Below are 19,553 nucleotides of genomic sequence, written 5' to 3'. Positions count from 1 at the left end.
ACTGCCTGTTCATGCCGTGGCGATCAGTTGATCGATGGCGATCGCGATATCGGCCTGCCGGAACGGCTTGGCGAGCTGCGGCAGCAGCAGGTCCAGATCGCCGCCAGCATAGCCGGTGACGATGAGGATCGGCATGTGCGGAAGCCGCTCGCGGATACGCTCTGCCACTTCCGCGCCGTTCATCCGAGGCATCATGTAGTCCGACACCACGGCATCAATCTGGATGCCGGTCCGAAGCTTCGCCAGCGCCTGCGCGCCGCCCGCTGCCTCGTGCACCTCGTGCCCTAGTTCGCGGAGCATCTCCGCCGTGCCGCGGCGAACCAGCTCCTCGTCGTCGATCAGTAGCAGCCGTAGCGGGCGCATGGGCTTGCCGACGGTGGGCACCCGGGCCGCGGAGGGGGCGGCCCCGGCGCGAGCGACGGGGAGATACAGGTCCGCGCGCGTGCCTCGGCCGATGCTGCTCTGCAGTTCGAACGCCCCGCCGAGCTGCGCCGCCAGCCCGTGCACCATCGACAGGCCGAGACCGGTCCCCTTCCCGACATCCTTGGTCGAAAAGAATGGCTCGACCGCCTTGGCGAGCGTCACCTCGTCCATGCCCGCACCGGTATCGATTACCGAGATGCGAATATAGGCGCCGGGGTCGAGCTTGCTTACCCTGTCGGGGCCCAGCATGACGCGATCGGCGGCGATCGTCAGCACGCCGCCGCCTTCCATTGCATCGCGGGCGTTGACGCACAGATTGAGGATGGCGAGTTCGAGCTGGTTAGGATCCGCGATGCCCGCGGGCAGATCGTGTACGGGAAGCATGCGCAGCTCGATTGCAGGGCCGATCGAGCTGGCGATCAGGTCGCGCATCCCCTCGAACAGCTGCGCGATGTCGACCGCACGCGTTTCCAGCGCCTGCCGGCGGGCAAAGCCCAGCAGGCGGCTGACCAGAATCTTCGCGCGCTCCGCTGATTGCAGCGCGCCGTCGAGCAAACGTGCCGAACGCGGATCGTCGGCGCCGTAGCGCCGGTTCAACAGGTCGAGCGCGCCGGTGATCGGGGTCAGCAGATTGTTGATGTCGTGGGCGACGCCACCGGTCAGCTGGCCGATCGTCTCCAGCTTCTGCGCCTCGTGCAGCTGGGCGATGACCGTCTCGCGCTCGGCGACGGTCGCAGTGACGCGGGCCTCCAGGCCTTCGTTCAACTCGCGGAGTTCCTGTTCGGCGCGCTTCCGTTCGGTCACGTCCTGAAAGATGACCGCGACTTCCCTGCGGCTGGCAGGTTCGATGCTGAACGCCGACAGCTCGAGATGGCGGCTGGTGGCGACCAGTTCGCGCTCGAACCGGATCGGCTCGCCTGAAAGGAGCACCTGCCGGTACAGCGCGATCCAGCCCTCGGCCTCATCCGGCACCATCTCGCGCACCTTCTGGCCCACGACGTTCGCGATGCCGGTGTGCCGCGCATAGGCGGGGTTGGCCTGGACATGGACATAGTCCGACAGCGGGCCCTCCGGCCCGTCTAGGAACTCGATGACGGCAAAGCCCTCATCCATCGTGTCGAACAATGTGCGATACCGCGCTTCGCCTTCACGAAGTTCGATGAGGCGCGCCCGGGCCTCATATTGCCGCTTGCGCGCACGCAGCGCCGAGCGTGCGAGGCTGATCAGCGTTGTCGGGTGGAAGGGGCGCTCAAGGAACGTGACGTTGCCGAGCACCTCCAGATACCGCACCGCCGCCGGGTTGCGCTCGAGGCCGCCGCCCCGAGTGGTGAGCAGCACAAACGGCATGTCGGACCACTCCTCCTGGTGCGACAGCCAGTCGGCGAGCGGATTCAGATCGGCGCTGGTGATCGCCTCCTCGGTTACCAGCACGAAGGCCGCGCCGGCGTCCAGTTCGGTGATCAGCGCGAGCAGCGACCCGCAGGGGGTCGCTTCAATGCCGCCTTCGTTCAGCATCGCCCCGGCGATCGTCGCGTCCCGTCCGCGCGGGGCGAGCACCAATGCCCGCTCCGAAAGCGTGCTGTGCTTCACGTCTCGGGATCGTCGAGCAGGGCCGCCTCGCCGACCATCACCGGTACCCCTCGGAGCACGCCCTGGAAGTTCGCCAGAGGCGGCCCGAGCGTTAGCCCACGTTCGCCGAGGCGATATTCACGGATCGTGTCCTCATGCGGACCCGTGCGCTTCTTGACGACGGAAACGGCGCGCCGCACCCGGCCCAGCGCCTCGAAATAGCGCAGCAGGATGACCGTGTCCGCCAGATAGGTGACGTCCACCGGCGACTTCATGTCGCCGACCAGGCCGTGCTGCGCGACCGTGAGGAAGGTCGTGGCGCCGCGGCGGTTCAGATATTGGAGCAGCTCGTGCACGTGAAGCACCAGCGCATTCTCCCCCGGCATCGCGGCCTGATAGCCGTTGAGGCTGTCCAGCACGACCGTACGCGCGCCGTGGGTCTCGACGCAGACACGCACCCGTTCGGAGAATTCACCCGGCGTGAGTTCGGCGGCGTCCACCTGTTCCAGCACCAGCGTCTCGGCGTCGATCATCGCCTGCAAGTCGATGCCCAGACCCTTGGCCCGCTCGATCAGCAACCCGCGCTCCTCGTCGAACACGAACATCGCCGCCCGCTCGCCGCGTGCGATGGCATTCCGCACGAAGGTGAGCGTCATGATCGACTTGCCGGTGCCTGCCGGGCCGAGCACCAGCACGCTGGAGCCGCGCTCGACCCCGCCGCCGAGCAGCGCGTCGAACTCGGCCATGCCCGTGCCCAGCACCGTGCGATCCACCGGCCGCTTGTGTTCGGCGGATACCAATCGGGGGAAGACCCGCACGCCGCCGGTCTCGATTGCGAAATCGTGGAAGCCGCCGCGGAACCGCCGGCCGCGATATTTGATCACCCGCAGCCGCCGGCGCTCCGCCCCATATTCCGGCGCAAGCTCCTCGAGCCGGACGACGCCGTGCGCGATCGAGTGCACGGTCTTGTCGTTTGCATCCGTCGTCAGGTCGTCCAGCATCAGCACCGTGGCGTTCTGCCGCGCGAAATAATGCTTCAGCGCGAGGATCTGGCGGCGATAGCGGAGCGAGCTTTGCGCGAGCAGCCGGATTTCCGACAGGCTGTCCAGCACGACGCGATCGGGGCGGATGCGCTCGAACACGTCGAAGATTCGGCGGGTGGTTTCGCCAAGCTCCAGGTCCGAGGAATAGAGCAGGCTCTGCTGCTGCTCCTCGTCGAGCAAATTCTCCGGCGGCACCAGTTCGAACAATTCGAGGCCCTGCAGATCCCAGCCATGTGCCGTGGCGGTGGCGCGCAGTTCTTCCTCGGTTTCCGACAGCGTGATGTACAGGCAGCGCTCTCCCGCTCCCGCACCCTGGCGGAGGAACTGCAGCGCTATTGTGGTCTTGCCCGTGCCGGGGCTGCCCTCGAGGAGGAACACACGTCCCCGCTCCAAGCCGCCGCTCAGCACGTCGTCGAGCCCCCCGATTCCCATGGCTGCCTGGGTATTCACGCCGGTCATATGGTCTCCTGCGGAGCGTCTGCTAACGGGTACCTTGCAGGTGAGCCCGCTCCCGACCGTACGGCCGTGAATTGCGTTTAGTTCCGGATCGTTAGCAAGTGCAGGCCGCTTGCGATAGGCCCAGATCGTCAGAGAGCGGCTGAGGGGTTCTATTCCGATTGGCGTCTGCGGTTAGACATTCGGCGTTACGGATCGCAAATGCGCCAAGCGGTCGCACCCCTGCCGTTCTGAAGGATGCGGTGAGTGACTGCTAAACCTAGTTGCGATCGCCAGAGCAGACGGGCTGATGTCCGCCCTCTCTAGGCCGTCACGAAGCACCCGACCGGAAGCAGGCATTTCCGAGCCGATTTACCCAATCATACATTCAGGCGCTGGCGGATCTCCTTCCCCGGTTTGAAGTAGGGGAGTCGAGTAGCGCAAACCGCAACGGGTTGGCCGCTAGCGGGGTTGCGTCCGATACGCGCCTCGCGAGCCCGCGTAGAAAACGCGCCAAAGCCGCGAAGCTCTACCCGCCCTTCAGCACTGAGCTTAGCCACGATCTCTTCGAAGAAGAGGGAGACGATGCTCTCCACCTCCTGCAGTGACAAGCTAGGATTGTCGCGCGAAAGGCTATCAACTAATTCAGAACGGACCATTTTTCTTGCTCCTCATGCCTTTGCGAGCGGAGCCGTACGCGCGCACTCTTGCCAAGTGATGAGCACAGTCCTGGGGATTTCACCTAGTGGTCCATGCCGGCGCCGGCAAAGGGCTGGTGGACGCAATCCGTAAGAGGCGATCCGCCGAAACGCGATCTTACCTGTGACCAGTCCCCGCCTCGTCCATGTTAGCGAAGGTCTTGCCCGATGCCGTCTGCGCCTCCCGTCGCTCCCGCATCATTGTCAGCCACTTCTGACGCAGGGTGCTTCGGCGCTCGGGATAGCGCTCCTCCCGGAACTCTACGCGCAAAAGCCGGTCGGTTCGGAACATGCGAAAGCCTTGCCGCAGCTCGCACCAGGCGATCACCACTCGAACTCGATCCATATAGCCGACAAGGAAGGGCCAGATCATCCGCTCCGATTCCTGCCCAGCCCCGTCAGAATACCGGATCCACAGTTTGCGCCCCTGCAGACTCCAAGCGCGCAACCGGGCGACGTCCACGCCCGCATCCAGGCGCTCGCCCCAGTTCGGCGGCGTGATCACCGCTGGATCTTCCATGGCTGGACGCAGCCCTTCGGGGATGATGGCGGCGACCTTGGCAAGAACGTCGGCAGCGGCGCGGGCAAGCGCATCGTCGGCATGAACTAGCACCCATTGCGCCCCGAGTACCACGGCCTCTACCTCATCCGAGGTCAGCATCAGCGGCGGCATGTCGAACCCGCGTTCCAGAACATAGCCGATCCCAGCCTCTCCGCGGATTGGGACCCGCTGGGCAATGAGTGCCGCGATGTCGCGGTAAACTGACCGCCGGCTCGTCTCCAGCTCTGCTGCGATCGCTGCCGCGGTGAGCGGCCCCGATGCACGGCGAAGGTGCTGGACGATTTCGAACAGGCGATCAGCTCGACGCATGGGTGCAAGTCCTTACAAGCCGCACCTGTAGGGTGCGAGGGCAATCAAGCGCTCACCTTGGCGGAGCGAAGACTCGGCTTGAGACGCGCCTCCGCCCAGGGGGCATCTCCTCGTCATCCAGATCGATGCGATCGCATTGAATCCCGTGCCATGGCTCGGCTGAACGCCGGCCTCGAGGCGAGACGGGTGAGATAAGCCGTGATCACCCCTTCTGCGGGTAGCAGATGACGCGCCCAGCCGAGTGTGCCGCCAAGCATCACGTCGGCGACACTGAAGCGCTCGCCGAGAAGATAAGGCCCTTGCGACAACGCGCCATCGAGCCGCCGCAGTGCCGCTTCGAAAGACGGCGGCACCGCAGCGTCCGGGCCGGCCCCCATACGCTGAAAGATGGCAGGGCCGAACTCGCCCTCGATCCAGCTGATCCAGGTGAGGTAGGCGCCACGATCGGGATCTCCGATGCATGGCGACAGTCCGCCGTCAGGATGTCGGTCGCCGAGATATATGGCGATCGCGGCGCTTTCAGTCACAAGCTCCTGATCAGAAAGGATCGCAGGCACCTTCTTGTCAGGGTGCGGATTGGCCGGGTCGGGGCCGTCGCCGCTGCCGTCCATGTAAGATATTGTGACGTGGTGCAGGTGGAAGGGAGCGCCGAGTTCCTCCAGCAACCAGAGGATTCGAGTGGATCGTGAGCGTGGGGCGTGGAAAAGCGTCAGCATCAGTTGGTCTCCCGTGGCCGTGATGGCCTCGGAGAGCGGTTAGCCAGGGGCTGTTGCCAGCGTTGTGGCAGCATCGAAGCGCGCGCGACAGCATCGACCGGACGTGTTCCGGCGAGATGCAGGAGCGTGCCTGTCCGCTTGGCGCAAAATGCAAGTGGATTGGCGGCGAATGCCAATGCTCGAAAGCGGCAGGCCGCTTAGTACCACTTCACTCGGCCACGACATCTGTCCCGGCCGGATGGAGCCAGGAACATGAACAATCTCATCAAGCAGGCACTGCTGATCCCAGTCAGCGATCCGCAGCAGACGATCTCCATCAGTCCCGTGGTCCTCAAGGTGGAGGATCGCCCGCTTCCGCTTGAACTGCGCATTACAGCGCCGGTTAGCGGATATAATCTGCCGGTGGTGCTGCTTTCGCACGGGCATGGGCCTTCGCTCTACCTTCCGTCGAAAGATGGCTACGGGCCACTCGTTGACTTCTACGCAGGTCACGGCTTCGTCGTAATTCAGCCTACGCACCTCAATTCAAAGGTCGCGGGCATGCCGGCCGACGCCGCTGGCGGCCCGCTGTTCTGGCGCTCGCGCGTCGAGGACATGCGCGCTATTCTCGATCAGCTCGAGGCAATAGAGACTGCCGTACCGTCGATTGCTGGGCGGATCGATCGAACGCGCGTTGCTGTGATCGGTCACTCGATGGGGGGCCAAACCGCAGGCGTTCTGCTGGGGGCCCGTTTGACCGATCCTAACGATCCGAATGCGCAGGATATCGACCTGCACGATTCGCGGATCGCAGCGGGCGTCATGCTGACGGCGCCAGGAAATGGCGGAGCTTCGCTGAGTGAGATGGCCGCCGACCGCTACAGTTTCTTCAACCCTGATTTCTCGCATCTGAGCACGCCAACGTTGGTAGTCGTCGGCGAAGAAGACGCCTCTCCGCACCTGACGGTCCGCGGCCCGGCCTGGCATGCCGACGCATTTCACGACAGCCCGGGCGCGGACAACTTGATGTCCGTCATCGGCGGCAAGCATGGCTTGGGCGGTATCGCGGGCTATGACGCCAGGGAAACTGACGATGAGGATCCAGAACGCATGGAGATCGTCCTTCGAACGACTTGGGCCTATCTCCGCTCGGCTCTGTACGAAGGAGACGAGGCGTGGCCGATGGCAAAGCACGCACTCCTCTCGCATTGCGCGAACCACGCCCGCATTGACGCCAAGTGACATGAGCCAGCGCAACCACGTGGCGCTACTTGGGCCCCGCTGACTCGCTTCAAGCGCGCGGCGCACCGGAATGCGCGGCGCCCTTGACCGATGCAGCAACTCGGGCTCTCGTGAGGTGGCCAACATGACCAACAGCACTCCCGACAAATGCCGCCTGCAGCAATCCTTCTGGTCGGCGCTGCAAGTGACCGGCCTGAACCCGGTGGCTGTGCTGCGCCAGGCCCGCCTTCCCGTGACGCTGCACCTCGACACCCGTCGCTTCGTGAGCACCACGCAGTTCTTCTCGTTGTGGGTTGCTATCTCGGACCTTGCGAGGAACGCGGACTATTGGCTGCGTTTCGTACAGGCGACGGACTCGGTAGGCCACCAGCCCATGTTCGTGGCTGCGTGCCACGCCTCCGACTTCCAGGACGGCCTCGCGCGCATCGCGCGATTCAAGCAGTTCACGATGCCGGAGAGGATCGTGATCGAACAGCGAGGTTCGGAGGTCCACATCTTCAAACAGTGGTTCTATGCCGAAGCGCCTGAACCGGATCTCTCCGTCGATGTAAGCTTCGCATTCCTTCTGTCGCTCGGCCGGCGCGGAACCGGCCAGAAACTCACTCCGCTACGACTGGAGCTGACCCGTAGCGGGTCGCCGACTACCGAACAGACCAACTTTTTCGGGTGCCCGATATTGAACGGCCAGGCGCGCGACACGCTTGTCTTGAAGGCCGCCGATCTCGATCGTCCGTTTCCCGGACATAACGCCGAGCTGATCGAAATCCTCATCCCTGCGCTGGAGGAGAGCTTCAGCCGGCTAAGGCCACGCAGCTCATTCTCGGAACAGGTGAAGGACGCGCTGAAACGGGGATTTGCCAGTGGCCGTCCCGAAGTCTCAACCGTAGCGCGCAACCTTGGCACGAGCGAGCGCACGTTGCAGCGGCGCATCACCGACGAAGGGAGCAGTTTCCGCGCGCTGGTCCAGGAGGCGCGCAAAGAGCTCAGCCGCAAGCTTCTCTCCGACCCGTATGCCGACGTAGCGGAGGTCGCCTGCCTCCTTGGATTCCAAGACACGACTTCATTCTATAGGGCGTTCAGGATGTGGGAGGGAGTCACCCCACAGGCTTGGAGGAGCCACAATATTTCTACGCGGCCGATCTGAGCCGAGCACGTGCGCAGAGGGAAGCCGGACAAAACGTGGACCAGCGCCGTCACTGCCCCTCGCCTTTTCATGGCCTCAGCCCGAAGCTGCTTTTAAACGCACCCCAGGTTTCAGCCCGCGCCAGCGGTACTCGAAAGCGGAGGGAACGGCGGCTTTCGGTAAGCTCATACCCGGAACTGGAGGAATTGTGCGCGTTGCGCCGGGATTCCTTCCACTCTTGCCGTGACCGCTCACAACGCAGGCCTGCCCCAGGACCCTGGACGTTCCAAGCTGATCGTTGTTTTTCAAGCGCGCATCCGGGGTCGGTCCGGGAACTGCGGTGCAGGCCAAACGCTCTGCCAAAGCCATGAAGTTGAAAGCCTTAAATGAGCAGGTCCTGGTGATCACCGGGGCGAGCAGCGGCAACGGGCTCGCAACAGCCAGAGCTGCGGTGCGCCAGGGCGCTGCCGTCGTCCTTGCTGCCCGCAACCATGAAGCTCTGCAGCAAATTCAAGCTGCGTTGCAGGATGAGGGCGGCCGCGTGATGGTCGTGCCGACCGACGTCGCGGAACAGGATGCCGTGGAGCGGCTCGCCCAGGCAGCAATCGAGCGCTTCGGTGGCTTCGACAGCTGGATCAACAACGCGGCAGCGGCGACCTATGGAACCCTCGAACAGGTGCCCGTTGCAGATCACCGGCGCGCTTTCGACGTAAACTACTTCGGCACCCTGCACGGGTGTCTGGTCGCTGTGCGCCACCTGCGCCAGCGCGGCGGCGGCGCCATCATCAACCTGGGATCGATCCTCGGCGATCGTGCGATCATCCAGCAGGGCCCCTATTCGGCGACCAAGCATGCGGTGCAAGCGCTGACCGACACCTTGAGAATGGAACTGGAACGGGAGCGAGCAGGCATTTCAGTCACGCTCATCAAGCCAGGCGCGATCAACACGCCCTATGCAGAGCATGCGCGCACATTCATGCGCGAGCCACCGCGCTTGCCCCCGCCGCTCTACGATCCAGCGCTGGTAGCGGACGCAGTGCTGTTCGCCTGCGCGACACCGCGCCGAGAGCTCTATGTCGGCGGCGGCGGCATTCTAAGCTCGTTGATCGGGCAAGTGGCCCCGCGACTGACCGATTTGGCCATGGAAGTCATCGGCACACGCATGCAGCAGAAGCCCGGCGACCCTGGTGCGGCAGACCGGCGAGACAATCTGCACGAGCCGCGGAGTGACGGGAGCGTCCACGGATCCCAGCGCGTGCACACGCGGAAAACCAGTCTTGCTCTGGAGGCGCAGAAGCTGCCCTATGTCGCGGGCGGCGCCATGGCTCTGGGAGTGGGAGCGCTGATCGGGCTAGCCCGTGTCCTGAAGCCGCGTCGTGTATCGACCCGTCCCTGATACCTGCATCCCTCCGCCGAGCGTCCTGCGGGTGGGCCCTCGCGAGACGAGCGTTGACCCGCGACGAGAGCGATGCTGAGCCCCTGTGCGTGATATTCGCCATGGAGGATGCAACCGCTCGTCGATGAAACACCTGGCAATCATCACGTCCCCGCTGCCCGGCCATCTGAACCCGGTGCAGATATTGGCCAAGGCGCTGATCGACCGCGGCTGGCAGGTATCGATCGTGCATCTGGGCGCAGCACGCCGATACATCACGGAGCCGGCAATCAGGTTCCATCCGCTGCCTCGCGGGACAGAGGCAACGCTGGACGAGTATCTGGAGACGCTGAAGGATCCGAACGGACCTGCCCGCCTGCGCCGCATGATCGGCGCGACCGCGGAGATGAGCGACAGGCTGCTCGCGGAAGCGCCGGCAGTGCTGGAGCGAATAGGTGCCACTGCTATCCTGGCAGACGCAGTGGAGCCTGCCGGCCCGCTGATCGCCGAAAGGCTCAACCTTCCCTATGCTGTCGCCGTCACGGGCCTGCCGCTATTTGGGGAGGCCGATGTGCCGCCTCCCTTTGTCGGCTGGCGCTACCGACCAGATGCGCTGGGCCGGTTCAGGAACCGCGGCGGGTACGCCGTCACCAATTGGCTGATGCGACCGGTGGCGCGAGTACTGGATGCCCGGCGCAGAGCATGGCAGCTATCGCCCGATTCTCCGGCACCACGCGTACAGGTTGCGCAGTGTCCACGCGGACTTGACTTCCCCCGCCGCCATTTGCCGCCGGCGTTCCACTATGGGTCTCCCTGGCGAGCGCCTGAAAGGGAGGCGTCGACCCTGCCGCAGGACGGACGTCCCCTCGTCTTCTGCTCGCTCGGCACACTCCAGGGTGGACGGCGGAGCCTCTTTGCCACCATGGCAGCGGCATGCGCGGCAATCGGCGCGAGAGCCGTCATCGGTCACGGCGGCGGACTTTCAGAAGCCGAAGAAACCGCCCTGCCGGGTGATCCACTTGTGCGTGCCTTCTGGCCGCAGTCGTCCGTCCTCCAACAGTGCGCTGCCGCGGTGCTGCATGGCGGCTTCAACACAGTTCTGGATGCATTGGCTGCGGGCGTGCCGATCGTGGCGCTGCCGATCGGCTTTGAGCAGCCTGCTACCGCCGCTCGGCTGGCCCGCCTCGGTGCAGGTCGAGTGCTTTCCCCGCGCAGGCTGGGTGTCGCCGATCTGGCCGGCGCGCTGCAGGCGGTCCTTCAGGACCCGAGCTATCGAAATGCAGCCGGCACGATCTCTGCCGAAATTGCCGCCGGTGGCGGCGCCGCGGATGCGGCCACAGCGATCAATGCCGTCCTTGGCGCTGACGCCTCAGTGCCGGCAGTCGCCACCACGGCGTCCCGGGACTGAGATGATGTTCGTGGTGATAGGCGCCGAAGTGGAAGCAGGTGATCAGCGAGAGCATCGGGCCAAGCTTGTTGCTTCGCGTATTATGGATATCGGCGAAAGGCCGGCCGTCGTGACGATGCGGCAGATATGTCCCGAACACGAACAATTGCCCCAGCGCCAGGAGCGCCGGGATCGCCCAGAAGATGACGATGTTGAGGAGCGACGCTCCGAGCAGCAGATAGATGATGGCCGCCGCGGTAATGCGGGCGAGTTGGCCGTGCGTGTAATAGGTTCGGAAGAACGATCCGAACCATGGAAGCAGCCGCCGTGGTGCGCTGGCGTGAAAATCGGGATCGTCGACAGTTCCCGGAGCAGCGTGGTGGGCGTGGTGGTTGGGCAGCAAGACGGCGTAGGAGAGCCCCGCATAGGCGCCAAGGCATAATGCCCCCACGGTGGCGTTCCACCTCGGGCGCCCGGGTGCCAGTGAGCCATGCATGCAATCATGGGCAATGATGAACAGCCCGGTGCTGAGCCAAGCCTGCACCAGGACGACAAAAACGGCGAATGGAACGGCTTCGATGCTCCAGCGCCACCAGAAAATGCATGCAACATGGACCGCGAGCCATGCCGAACCGATAGCTGCCGCTATCCATAAGCCTCTCCTCCCCCGATGTTCGTGCGTCGCGCTAATCATCACAGAAGGAGGCTCCCTTCGCATCTTGAACAAGAGCAACGCCGCTCGGTGCGGCGCCAGCGCGGCATATCCGGGAGCAGTGCGCCGCCGCGAGCCGGACGTCCGCTCCGCTGCCGAAGCATGCCGTCTCGGCAATATGCTGGGCTCGACGCGCGAGGGCTTGATGAAAACAACTGGTCACCATCGGATCCCCGGAGAGGCAGTCGCCTTGCGACCATCAGTGTAGCTACCGCCAGCATCAGCCCCGCGAAAACGTCAACGACGTAATGGCCACCGAACAGCGGCGTTGCTGCAATTGTGAGTGCTGCCCAGAGTGCAGCGGGAAGGTGCAAGGCCGCTATCGGGCGAAGACCCCACACAAGGATCACCGGAAGGGCCGCATGGTAGCTGGGAAAGGAGACAATACCTGTCATGTGTGACAGGTCGATCTGTCGAATGGTGCCGTCCCGAAGACCCGCGACGAGACTGCGGTCCAACCATGCTACCGATGGCCAAAGTCTCCCGTAGCGATCGGGATCGAACAGGTTGCCGAGCGCCGGCATCGCGCCGGACGCGAGCACCGTTATTGTCCCCGAAAGAATGGCGGCTGCGATCAGGACGCGCAGGCGATCGTAGCGCTCCGAGCAGGCGAGCACGACGATGCACAACATCATCTGCACCACAAGGCTGTGATAGGCGGCGCCCGCCAGCAGCAGCAGCGCGGCGGGCAACTCGGCCGCCGCGTTCAGGATCGCTGGCCAGTGCAGACCAAGCCACCTGTCTGCCGTCGCAAGATCATCGTCCCACAGAGGCCGCGCGTCGGCGGCGAGAAGATAGGTGAAAACAACGCCGAGGAGGGTGAACAGGGTCATTTGCAAGAAGGCTGTGGCCCCGGCAACCAGCCGGTCGTCTTGGCGCAATCGCCCGACCATCAGCGCCGCCAGGAGCACCGCGAGCCCCAGGATCGGCAGCACCGCCCTGGGGAATGATACATCGAAGCCCTTCGCCGGCCCCAGCCACAGGCATGCCGCGAGCAGGCCACACAGGCAGGTCCAGGACACAGTGTCGGGAGATAACCTCGTGGAGAGCTGCGGCATCCTCTCTCAACGCAAGGCAGTCGCACAGGGTTCACCACGTCTGTTCTATTCCAACCAGGCCTCAGCGCCGCGGAAGCACGCTCGCGCGGGGCAGCCACGGCATCTGAACAGCAGCGACTTGAACGAGCGGCAGCTCGGGCAGTTCATACATTGTGGTGAGAGCGCACAGCACGCCAGGCGGTGAAACCGTGACACGAGAAAGCCCATTCAGTTCAACCAGATACCTCGATCACCCCCGGACGGGCGAAGTAGACCCTGGCGGTTGATCGAGCTCGGACATTTGACACCATAGAGTAGTAGTTAAGTCGTCGCTTTCGCTAGAAGCATGCGGTAATCAGTTTGGCGGGTTCGATCATGGCGCGCTTCGGTGACTATATCTGCACGTTTGCTTTCGCCCGCGCTTGGCATCTTCTGGTAGCAGCATAGAAGTGAAAGTGCACATTTGCCGAAAATTGATCGAAATGAGATGGCTTTGAAGGCAACGGCTCGGCAGGCGCTGGCCTTGACAGCGATTGTCTGGCTTATCATCTCGTATGGCAGTTATGTAGTAGCGGAGCTGGTGGCGGGACGAACCGGCTTCATTCGCGACTTGCCGCTAGACCTTCCCGCAGTTCTGATCGTGGCGATGCTAGCCTTCGGGCTTTACCCGATCGCATACTCTCAGGAGGGTAGACCACCGGTAATGCGGTGGATCGTTGTACTCATCGCAGCTGTTGCAGTCGCATTTGCACAATCGGTCGTCAACTTGATTGAGAACTGGCTGCTGGGAGTTATCCCGCAGATATCTTCTACTCATATTTCGATCATCCGTCAAAGGTTTGGCCGGAGCTTCCTGTCGCACCTGTACATGTGCATCGCGACCGGAGCGTTGTTTATTTTCCTCATTGAAGCTCGTCGGACAGAGATTCAGCGATCGCAGAGATTGCGAGCGGAGCGGATTGCCTCGGACGCACGTATGGCCGCCCTCAGCTTGCAAATGAATCCGCATTTCTTGTTCAATGCACTCAACGGAATATCTAGCCTGATACTATCGGGCGCGCCGGACGCAGCAGAAGAGATGGTGGGCCTGCTCTCAGAGTTCCTCCGTCGATCGCTCCGTGCCGATCCGAGCTTGCCCGTGCCATTGAAGGAAGAGGTGGCCACCGTCGCTCTTTATATGCAGATCGAGCGCGTTCGATTTGAGGAGCGACTGCTATTCGAACTCGAGGTCCCCGAGACCCTGCTGGAACTGCAAGTTCTCCCGTTCCTCCTACAGCCGCTGGCGGAAAATGCGGTCAAATATGGCGTCGCCCATTCGCGTACGCCCGTGCTCGTCCGCGCCTCCGCCAGCATTCGGGAGGAGCTGTTGATCCTTCGCGTGGAGGATAACGCCAAGCCTGCAAACGAAGTGCAGCCTGGACTCGGCATCGGTATCGAGAACATCCGGGAGCGTCTTGTGACGCGCTATGGCCCAGCCGCCTCCATTTCAGCCCAGCGCTTTGAGGGCGGCTTTGTTAGTGAGATACGGATTCCCGTTAATCAGTGACGCGGGCTGGTGAAAAGGCTTGCATAATTGCGGCCCACCCGGACTTGTTCACCGGACCGCAGTCGCAGGAGCGGCGTGCGGGCCGACGAGCGACCAATGGCCGCGATGCAATCACGACGCACTATGCTCGACCTGTGAACTCGCACGAACATCTCGGGGTCGAGCTTGGCCTCGAGAGAGCTCAGCGGCTCGCGATGAAGGAACGAGCGCCCATCTACCCAGATCCGCACATAATCTCGCTCTGATTCTATCAGGTACACTTCAGCCAACGTAATGCGGACGCTTTCTCCCCGCGCCTTGACCCACAGGTGCTGCTCGTATCGGCTGCCCGGATTGACTGTCGCACCTCTACGGAGATTGGCAATCACCTCCATCATCTCGGCTAGCCGTGCTTCCGCGTCCAACCGATCCCTTTGCTGACGCGCCCGCTCAAGCGCTGAATGCAGGCGCTGTGGCTGAACCGGCTTCATCAGATAGTCGATCGCGCGTGCCTCAAAGGCGCGTGCGGCATAGTGGTCGAAGGCGGTCACGAAGATAATGCTAGGCGGCGTGTCTAGCGCTATACGTTCTACGACGTCGAAGCCGTTCAGACCCGGCATCTCCACGTCGAGCAGCACAACGTCGGGTCGGAGGGTGTGCAGCACCTCCAGCGCCTCCTCCCCGTCGCGCGCAACGCCCGCGATCCTGGCCTCCTGATGGCGCTCCACCAGAATCTTCAGCCGTTGACGCGCCAGCGGTTCATCGTCGACGATAAGAATGGAAAGCTTGTTCATATGAGACGAGCATAGAATAGCGGCGCTGCGTCGCCAACAGAATGTGCTGTTCGTCGTCCGAGATACGTCGTTCGTCGCGCCTGCTCCACCTTCATCGACTAACCATTGTCATCGATCGCTTACTTCCTGACACTCTGCGAGCGGCCGCCTAGTCGCGAGGACGCTGCAGAGCTTGATGCCGAGCGGGCGTTCGTCCTGCTCTAGCGGGGCGGCGATGCCCTCGGATCTGTGCAGCCAGTACGCCGTGCGCCGCAAGGCGCCTCGGCAAAACCAAGTTGCTCAACTCGCTCATCAGCCCCGGCGCAGTAAGCCGGCTGAAAGGGCACAAAGAAAGTGCATGTATGGCTATCACCCTCAAAGCGCGCGGTCTGATGGCCGCGGGCATCCTGACTCTTGCGTTCGGCGCCTGCGAGGCTGCGGCCGCGACCCTAACCAACGGCACTGGCGACGGCCAGCTGTCGATCGATATCGGTAACACCGGTGCTTTCAGCAGTGCGATCTACAATCCCCTGGGCATGGTAGGCGGCTCAGATGCTGTTTACGCATCCACCCTCTACCTTGGTTTCGGCGGAAGCATTTTCGATCTTGCGAACGCTCAAGCGAGCTTTGTGTCCGGCGATGCACGGCAGCGCATCAGCACCTTCACGCTCGGCACGCTCAGCTTCACCCTGACGCAGACGCTGTCCGATCTGATCAGCAACGGCGTTCAAACGGGAACGATGCTGACCCAGTCCTATGCGTTCACAAATCAGGCCAGCCAGGCGCAGGACCTCACCTTCGGCCGCTATCTCGATGGCGACCTTAATTTCGGGGCGGGCGGGAACGGCAATGACGGCGGCGGCAAGCTGACGTCGGCTGGTAATACGATACTGTTCGAAACCGACGCGGCGACCGGTCGCAACGATCTGGCTACCTTCATCGGTATCTACAACGAGGGGGGCACTTCCCTCGGCTTCGACGTGGATCAATATGGGGCGCTGCGCCCCCGCATGAGCGCGGGACAGCCGCTCAACAACAGGGTGAACGGCGACCTAGATGGCGATGGCTTCATCGACGCCGGTCCCGGCTACGATGTAGCCCTGGGGCTCACGAACGGGTTTTCTCTTGGTGCGGGCCAGCAGGGATCTTTCGTCACGCACACCATCTTCGGATCTGGCACTCCAGGTTCGGTTCAGGTGCCCGGCGTTCCTGAGCCGGGCAGTTGGGCAATGCTGATCGCAGGCTTCGGATTTGCGGGCGCGACCATCCGACGTCGTCGGGCAACGATGGCAATCGCCTGACCAGACGGGAGCCGCGGCCGCCGGCCGCGGCTGCCCCATCACGTTGCAATCCGGCGACAGACATCAAAATTTCGGGGAAAAGTACATGGGGAAGATCTTGGGAAAAATTTCACGCGACGCGGCACAGAAACGGAGAAGCCGGATGTCTTCTGCGCCAACCGTTACGGCCGCCGCCTCGCGGCCGCGAACCTCCGCCAAGAGGCGCGGTGCCACTTCCTGGGGGAAACATCATCTGGGCATTGCCATTGCGGGAGCAGTCGTTGGTTTCGCCCTTCCGGCGCACGCGCAACAGTTCACCGGACCGAGAGTCGAACTGAGCGCTGGCTATGATAGCCTCATCGGCGACAAGCGGTATCAGGACTTTCCGCACACGCTGGACGGAGCGCACATTCGCGGCACCTTGGGGTATGATACCGCCGTATCTCCCCGCGTCGTGGTGGGGCTTGAGACAAGCATCGGCGTCACCCATGATGCCGACGAGCGGGTCCAACCGGGTGCAGATAGTTTCACCTTCACCCCAGGCCGCGATATCGATGTGATGGCGCGTGTAGGATACCAGGTCGAGCCTCGCACCCTATTGTATCTCAAGGCAGGCTGGACCAACGCAGCGCTGAAAGTCGTGCTCCGCGAGATGATCGGTCAAGGCCGCTACGACATCTCCGAAATTCGGTCGAAACAGGACGGGATACGGGCGGGCGTCGGACTCGAGCACCGGCTGACCAGCAGCATATACGCAAAGGTAGAGTATCGGTACTCCAACTACGGTGGAGGCAATCTCTATATGCCGGATACGAACCGTCATCAGATCCTTATCGGCGCGGGCACGCGGTTTTGATGCGGGTGTAGATGTCGGCATGTGCCGGAGTTTCGCCGGGGAGAACATTCTCGCGCGGGGGCATCGAGGCGGCTCCACGCCTTCGAGCGGCCGTCTGGGAGTGCGCCGGCGAGCTCCGGCCCGCGTTCCAACGATCATCCCCGGGACCTAAATACTGAATGCAGGCGTGAAACTGGCGCGTACATGCTCGCTTCTCCTTCTTCACGCGACAGGCTCGCTTAGCTGGACATCGCCATCTGCGTCGCAGCCGCGGCATGAAGGCTGGTGGTGTCGAAAAGCGGAACGCTGCTGTCCTCCGCACCGACCAGCAGCATGATTTCGGTGCATCCGAGGATCACCGCCTCCGCTCCATGCTCCACCAAGCGGGAAATGACTGCGCGATAGGCCACGCGTGACGCTGGGACAATCTTGCCCGCGACGAGTTCCTCATAGATGATGCGATGGACTTCGGCGCGATCTTCGCTGCCAGGAACAATGACTTCAAGCCCATGCTTCTCGCTGAGCCGGCCTCTGTAAAAGTCATGCTCCATCGTGAAGGCAGTACCGAGAAGGCCGACCCTCTTTATGCCTGCGGCCTTCAAGGACTCCGCGGTTGGATCGGCGATATGAAGCAGCGGCACGCTCACTGCCGCCTCCACGTCGGCCGCCATACGGTGCATCGTGTTCGTGCAGATCAGGAGCATGTCCACTCCCGCGTCTTCAAGTCGGCGCGCCGCTTCGACCATGCGCTCGGTTAACCTCGACCAGTCTCCCGCGTGCTGCAGCTCCTCAATTTCGGCGAAGTTGAAGGACCACAGCACGCACCTGGCTGACGCGGTCGGGCCAAGCCGGCTGCGCACTCCTTCGTTGATAAGGCGGTAATATTCGGCACTACTCTCCCAGCTCATGCCGCCAATCAAGCCGATCATCTTCATCTTTACGTCCTATCGCAATTCGACCGTATTTCAAACCGCGCTGCCGCGAAGCCCGCAAAACTGGGTTGATGAACATGGTGGGTGAGTATTTCAGGCCGAGACGCAGCTACTTCCTACTGTGCCCAACAAGCGTGATCGTGTTCCCAGATGCGCTTGTCATCACCAGCTTTCCTGCGCGATTTGACGAAACGACGAGACGTTCGTGCAGGACGTTGGCGATTTTTCGCTCCTGAGTGTCCAGTGCGACCGAAGGACAGCCGCCTTTATCGATCACGATGTGCCCGAAATGCACGCGACCGCGGCTAAATTCAAAACGGCCTGCCAGGGGGTGACAACCGGTGCTCCCCTTCAGGGATCCGCCCGCGAACGACAGCCTCGGGGGGTGACTTGGCACCGGGGGACGGCCATCGATCAACTGCACTGTCCACTCGCCGTCAATAAGTGTCGGCATCGTCGAATTCGACGTGCGGCCGAGACCCTGGTTCGTGGCAGGAGCAGCCTGCAGCGCAGCGCACAAAGCAGCGAGGATCAGCTGGAAGTGCATCATCATTCTCCCTGCGCAGATAGTCGACCTCGACTGCTGAACAGGGGATTTCTAGCCGCTGAGCCGCTCGCCCCCATCCGACTGAGCGCACCAGAACGCGCGCTTCAAGTCGTCGGCGGTTTCGTCTCTTCCGCGGAACGGCCAAGTGGCGATGGCGTTGCTGCAGTCTGAGGGAGACGGGTGCAATGGACGTGAACGCGCGGCTACAGAAATTGACCCGGCTGGGCTTTGCAGTGCGTGGGCTTCTATACATCGTTATTGCCCTGCTCATCATCACTACCGGACGTGCCGAGGACCCCAGCGGTGCGCTGCAGTACCTCGGACAGGGTGGCGGCAAGCTGTTGCTGATCGTCATGACTGCAGGTCTGCTCGCCTACAGTCTCTGGCGACTTAGCGACGCGGCCTTCGACATCGAGCGCCATGGCTTGGACCGGAAAGGCGTGATGCAGCGAATAGGCGCAGCGGCAAGTGGCGTGGTTCACCTTGTCCTCTCCTGGCAAGCCATACGCCTGATCCAGGGGGTGGCGTCGGCAGGCGACGGAACGCGGGAGGGCGCCCGAACAGCGTTGCATCTACCCGCCGGCGGGGCGCTGGTCGTTGCGGGCGGCGTTATCCTCCTTATCGCCGGCGTCGTGCAGCTGGTCGATGCCGCAAGGGCCAGATTCCTGCGACATCTGGAACGACATGTCGCGCGCCAACCTTGGGCGCTATGGAGCGGGCGCGCCGGTTACGCCGCTAGAGGCTGTGTCTTCTCCATCTCGGGCTTCTTCCTCCTTCTCGCAGGCTTGGATGAGCAGGCGAGCGAGGCAGGAGGAACTGCGCAGGCTTTGACCTGGCTCGACAACCCGTTTGATATAGTGGTGGCCTCGGGTCTGTTGGCCTTCGGTGTGTTCGGGCTGATCGAGGCGCGCTACAGGGTCCTGCAGGATGTGCCCGCCGAACAACTTCTGCAGCGGGCCAAGAGCCGCCGTTGAGCATTGAGCGCTTGCTTCCGGGAAACGCCTTCGAGCCGCAGCAGGATCGGCAGCCGCCGGTAGCGAACCGACGAGGC

General features: G+C 63.0%; 18 protein-coding genes. 8 read left to right on the top strand and 10 right to left on the bottom strand.

The window, feature by feature from the left end; genetic code table 11:
- Positions 1 to 9: 9 nt before the first annotated feature.
- The 5 genes from V7E00_RS17740 to V7E00_RS17720 all read right to left on the bottom strand — a co-directional run bounded on the left by V7E00_RS17740 (position 10) and on the right by V7E00_RS17720 (position 5,755).
- Positions 10 to 2,013: a response regulator gene (locus tag V7E00_RS17740; RefSeq protein WP_333573982.1), complete on the bottom strand. Its 2,004-nt coding sequence runs from the start codon at positions 2,011 to 2,013 to the stop codon at positions 10 to 12.
- Positions 2,010 to 3,494: an ATPase domain-containing protein gene (locus V7E00_RS17735; RefSeq protein ID WP_333573981.1), complete on the bottom strand. Its 1,485-nt coding sequence runs from the start codon at positions 3,492 to 3,494 to the stop codon at positions 2,010 to 2,012. The genes V7E00_RS17740 and V7E00_RS17735 overlap by 4 nt, the downstream gene beginning before the upstream one ends.
- A 356-nt stretch (positions 3,495 to 3,850) precedes the next feature.
- Positions 3,851 to 4,129 carry an HU family DNA-binding protein gene (locus V7E00_RS17730; protein WP_333573980.1) on the bottom strand — a complete coding sequence of 93 codons (279 nt, stop codon included), beginning with the start codon at positions 4,127 to 4,129 and terminating at the stop codon, positions 3,851 to 3,853.
- Between the two features lie 157 nt (positions 4,130 to 4,286).
- Positions 4,287 to 5,039 (bottom strand): helix-turn-helix transcriptional regulator, encoded by a 753-nt coding sequence (locus V7E00_RS17725; RefSeq protein ID WP_333573979.1) that lies wholly within the window; start codon positions 5,037 to 5,039, stop codon positions 4,287 to 4,289.
- A 113-nt stretch (positions 5,040 to 5,152) separates the two neighbouring features.
- Positions 5,153 to 5,755 (bottom strand): glutathione S-transferase family protein, encoded by a 603-nt coding sequence (locus V7E00_RS17720; RefSeq protein ID WP_333573978.1) that lies wholly within the window; start codon positions 5,753 to 5,755, stop codon positions 5,153 to 5,155.
- Between the two features lie 252 nt (positions 5,756 to 6,007).
- Between V7E00_RS17720 and V7E00_RS17715 the strand changes: the two genes are divergently transcribed.
- The 4 genes from V7E00_RS17715 (at position 6,008) to V7E00_RS17700 (ending at position 10,882) form a co-directional block, all read left to right on the top strand.
- Positions 6,008 to 6,976: an alpha/beta hydrolase family protein gene (locus tag V7E00_RS17715; protein ID WP_333573977.1), complete on the top strand. Its 969-nt coding sequence runs from the start codon at positions 6,008 to 6,010 to the stop codon at positions 6,974 to 6,976.
- Positions 6,977 to 7,100: 124 nt separating this feature from the next.
- Positions 7,101 to 8,120, top strand: a complete 1,020-nt coding sequence (locus V7E00_RS17710) for an AraC family transcriptional regulator (protein WP_333573976.1) — start codon at positions 7,101 to 7,103, stop codon at positions 8,118 to 8,120.
- A 346-nt stretch (positions 8,121 to 8,466) separates the two neighbouring features.
- Positions 8,467 to 9,495 (top strand): SDR family oxidoreductase, encoded by a 1,029-nt coding sequence (locus tag V7E00_RS17705; protein WP_333573975.1) that lies wholly within the window; start codon positions 8,467 to 8,469, stop codon positions 9,493 to 9,495.
- Between the two features lie 124 nt (positions 9,496 to 9,619).
- Positions 9,620 to 10,882: a glycosyltransferase gene (locus V7E00_RS17700; RefSeq protein ID WP_333573974.1), complete on the top strand. Its 1,263-nt coding sequence runs from the start codon at positions 9,620 to 9,622 to the stop codon at positions 10,880 to 10,882.
- Here V7E00_RS17700 and V7E00_RS17695 read toward each other — a convergent pair.
- On the bottom strand, positions 10,818 to 11,555 hold the full coding sequence (locus V7E00_RS17695; RefSeq protein ID WP_333573973.1) for a fatty acid desaturase: 738 nt from the start codon (positions 11,553 to 11,555) through the stop codon (positions 10,818 to 10,820). The two genes, V7E00_RS17700 and V7E00_RS17695, sit on opposite strands and share 65 nt — an antisense overlap.
- Positions 11,555 to 12,631, bottom strand: coding sequence for a phosphatase PAP2 family protein (locus V7E00_RS17690; protein ID WP_333573972.1), 1,077 nt, complete (start codon positions 12,629 to 12,631; stop codon positions 11,555 to 11,557). Before V7E00_RS17690 ends, V7E00_RS17695 begins: the two co-directional genes overlap by 1 nt.
- Positions 12,632 to 13,097: 466 nt before the next feature.
- Here V7E00_RS17690 and V7E00_RS17685 point away from each other — a divergent pair, with 466 nt between their 5' ends.
- Positions 13,098 to 14,156 (top strand): sensor histidine kinase, encoded by a 1,059-nt coding sequence (locus tag V7E00_RS17685; protein WP_333573971.1) that lies wholly within the window; start codon positions 13,098 to 13,100, stop codon positions 14,154 to 14,156.
- Here V7E00_RS17685 and V7E00_RS17680 read toward each other — a convergent pair.
- The gene (locus tag V7E00_RS17680; RefSeq protein ID WP_333573970.1) at positions 14,150 to 14,929 is read right to left on the bottom strand and encodes a LytR/AlgR family response regulator transcription factor; all 780 of its coding nucleotides are present in this window, start codon (positions 14,927 to 14,929) and stop codon (positions 14,150 to 14,152) included. The genes V7E00_RS17685 and V7E00_RS17680 overlap by 7 nt on opposite strands.
- 341 nt (positions 14,930 to 15,270) lie before the next feature.
- Here V7E00_RS17680 and V7E00_RS17675 point away from each other — a divergent pair, with 341 nt between their 5' ends.
- Together V7E00_RS17675 and V7E00_RS17670 are read left to right on the top strand one after the other, a co-directional pair.
- Entirely contained in the window at positions 15,271 to 16,209 is a 939-nt protein-coding gene (locus V7E00_RS17675; protein ID WP_333573969.1) for a PEPxxWA-CTERM sorting domain-containing protein, read from the top strand.
- 85 nt (positions 16,210 to 16,294) lie between these two features.
- The gene (locus V7E00_RS17670) at positions 16,295 to 17,044 is read left to right on the top strand and encodes a porin family protein (protein WP_333573968.1); all 750 of its coding nucleotides are present in this window, start codon (positions 16,295 to 16,297) and stop codon (positions 17,042 to 17,044) included.
- Positions 17,045 to 17,262: 218 nt separating this feature from the next.
- On the opposite strand, the gene V7E00_RS17665 is transcribed toward V7E00_RS17670, so the two are convergent.
- Together V7E00_RS17665 and V7E00_RS17660 are read right to left on the bottom strand one after the other, a co-directional pair.
- Positions 17,263 to 17,958, bottom strand: a complete 696-nt coding sequence (locus tag V7E00_RS17665) for an aspartate/glutamate racemase family protein (protein ID WP_333573967.1) — start codon at positions 17,956 to 17,958, stop codon at positions 17,263 to 17,265.
- 106 nt (positions 17,959 to 18,064) lie between these two features.
- Positions 18,065 to 18,508, bottom strand: coding sequence for an META domain-containing protein (locus V7E00_RS17660; RefSeq protein WP_333573966.1), 444 nt, complete (start codon positions 18,506 to 18,508; stop codon positions 18,065 to 18,067).
- A 179-nt stretch (positions 18,509 to 18,687) separates the two neighbouring features.
- On the opposite strand from V7E00_RS17660, the gene V7E00_RS17655 reads away from it, so the two are divergent.
- Complete coding sequence (locus tag V7E00_RS17655) at positions 18,688 to 19,476, top strand: DUF1206 domain-containing protein (protein WP_333573965.1); 789 nt, start codon at positions 18,688 to 18,690, stop codon at positions 19,474 to 19,476.
- Positions 19,477 to 19,553 lie beyond the last annotated feature (77 nt).

It is taken from the genome of Sphingomonas sp., from assembly GCF_036731925.1.
In the GTDB taxonomy this organism is placed as follows: Bacteria; Pseudomonadota; Alphaproteobacteria; order Sphingomonadales; family Sphingomonadaceae; genus Sphingomonas.
This window is presented reverse-complemented; position numbering and strand designations above follow the sequence as displayed.

What these genes read in the sequence shown, in the direction of transcription:
- V7E00_RS17735 (WP_333573981.1), bottom strand. Translation starts at nt 3,494, where the DNA reads ATGACCGGCGTGAATACCCAGGCAGCCATGGGAATCGGGGGGCTCGAC.
- V7E00_RS17730 (WP_333573980.1), bottom strand. Translation starts at nt 4,129, where the DNA reads ATGGTCCGTTCTGAATTAGTTGATAGCCTTTCGCGCGACAATCCTAGC.
- V7E00_RS17725 (WP_333573979.1), bottom strand. Translation starts at nt 5,039, where the DNA reads ATGCGTCGAGCTGATCGCCTGTTCGAAATCGTCCAGCACCTTCGCCGT.
- V7E00_RS17720 (WP_333573978.1), bottom strand. Translation starts at nt 5,755, where the DNA reads ATGCTGACGCTTTTCCACGCCCCACGCTCACGATCCACTCGAATCCTC.
- V7E00_RS17715 (WP_333573977.1), top strand. Translation starts at nt 6,008, where the DNA reads ATGAACAATCTCATCAAGCAGGCACTGCTGATCCCAGTCAGCGATCCG.
- V7E00_RS17710 (WP_333573976.1), top strand. Translation starts at nt 7,101, where the DNA reads ATGACCAACAGCACTCCCGACAAATGCCGCCTGCAGCAATCCTTCTGG.
- V7E00_RS17705 (WP_333573975.1), top strand. Translation starts at nt 8,467, where the DNA reads ATGAAGTTGAAAGCCTTAAATGAGCAGGTCCTGGTGATCACCGGGGCG.
- V7E00_RS17700 (WP_333573974.1), top strand. Translation starts at nt 9,620, where the DNA reads ATGAAACACCTGGCAATCATCACGTCCCCGCTGCCCGGCCATCTGAAC.
- V7E00_RS17695 (WP_333573973.1), bottom strand. Translation starts at nt 11,555, where the DNA reads ATGATTAGCGCGACGCACGAACATCGGGGGAGGAGAGGCTTATGGATA.
- V7E00_RS17690 (WP_333573972.1), bottom strand. Translation starts at nt 12,631, where the DNA reads ATGCCGCAGCTCTCCACGAGGTTATCTCCCGACACTGTGTCCTGGACC.
- V7E00_RS17685 (WP_333573971.1), top strand. Translation starts at nt 13,098, where the DNA reads ATGGCTTTGAAGGCAACGGCTCGGCAGGCGCTGGCCTTGACAGCGATT.
- V7E00_RS17680 (WP_333573970.1), bottom strand. Translation starts at nt 14,929, where the DNA reads ATGAACAAGCTTTCCATTCTTATCGTCGACGATGAACCGCTGGCGCGT.
- V7E00_RS17675 (WP_333573969.1), top strand. Translation starts at nt 15,271, where the DNA reads ATGGCTATCACCCTCAAAGCGCGCGGTCTGATGGCCGCGGGCATCCTG.
- V7E00_RS17670 (WP_333573968.1), top strand. Translation starts at nt 16,295, where the DNA reads ATGGGGAAGATCTTGGGAAAAATTTCACGCGACGCGGCACAGAAACGG.
- V7E00_RS17665 (WP_333573967.1), bottom strand. Translation starts at nt 17,958, where the DNA reads ATGAAGATGATCGGCTTGATTGGCGGCATGAGCTGGGAGAGTAGTGCC.
- V7E00_RS17660 (WP_333573966.1), bottom strand. Translation starts at nt 18,508, where the DNA reads ATGATGATGCACTTCCAGCTGATCCTCGCTGCTTTGTGCGCTGCGCTG.
- V7E00_RS17655 (WP_333573965.1), top strand. Translation starts at nt 18,688, where the DNA reads ATGGACGTGAACGCGCGGCTACAGAAATTGACCCGGCTGGGCTTTGCA.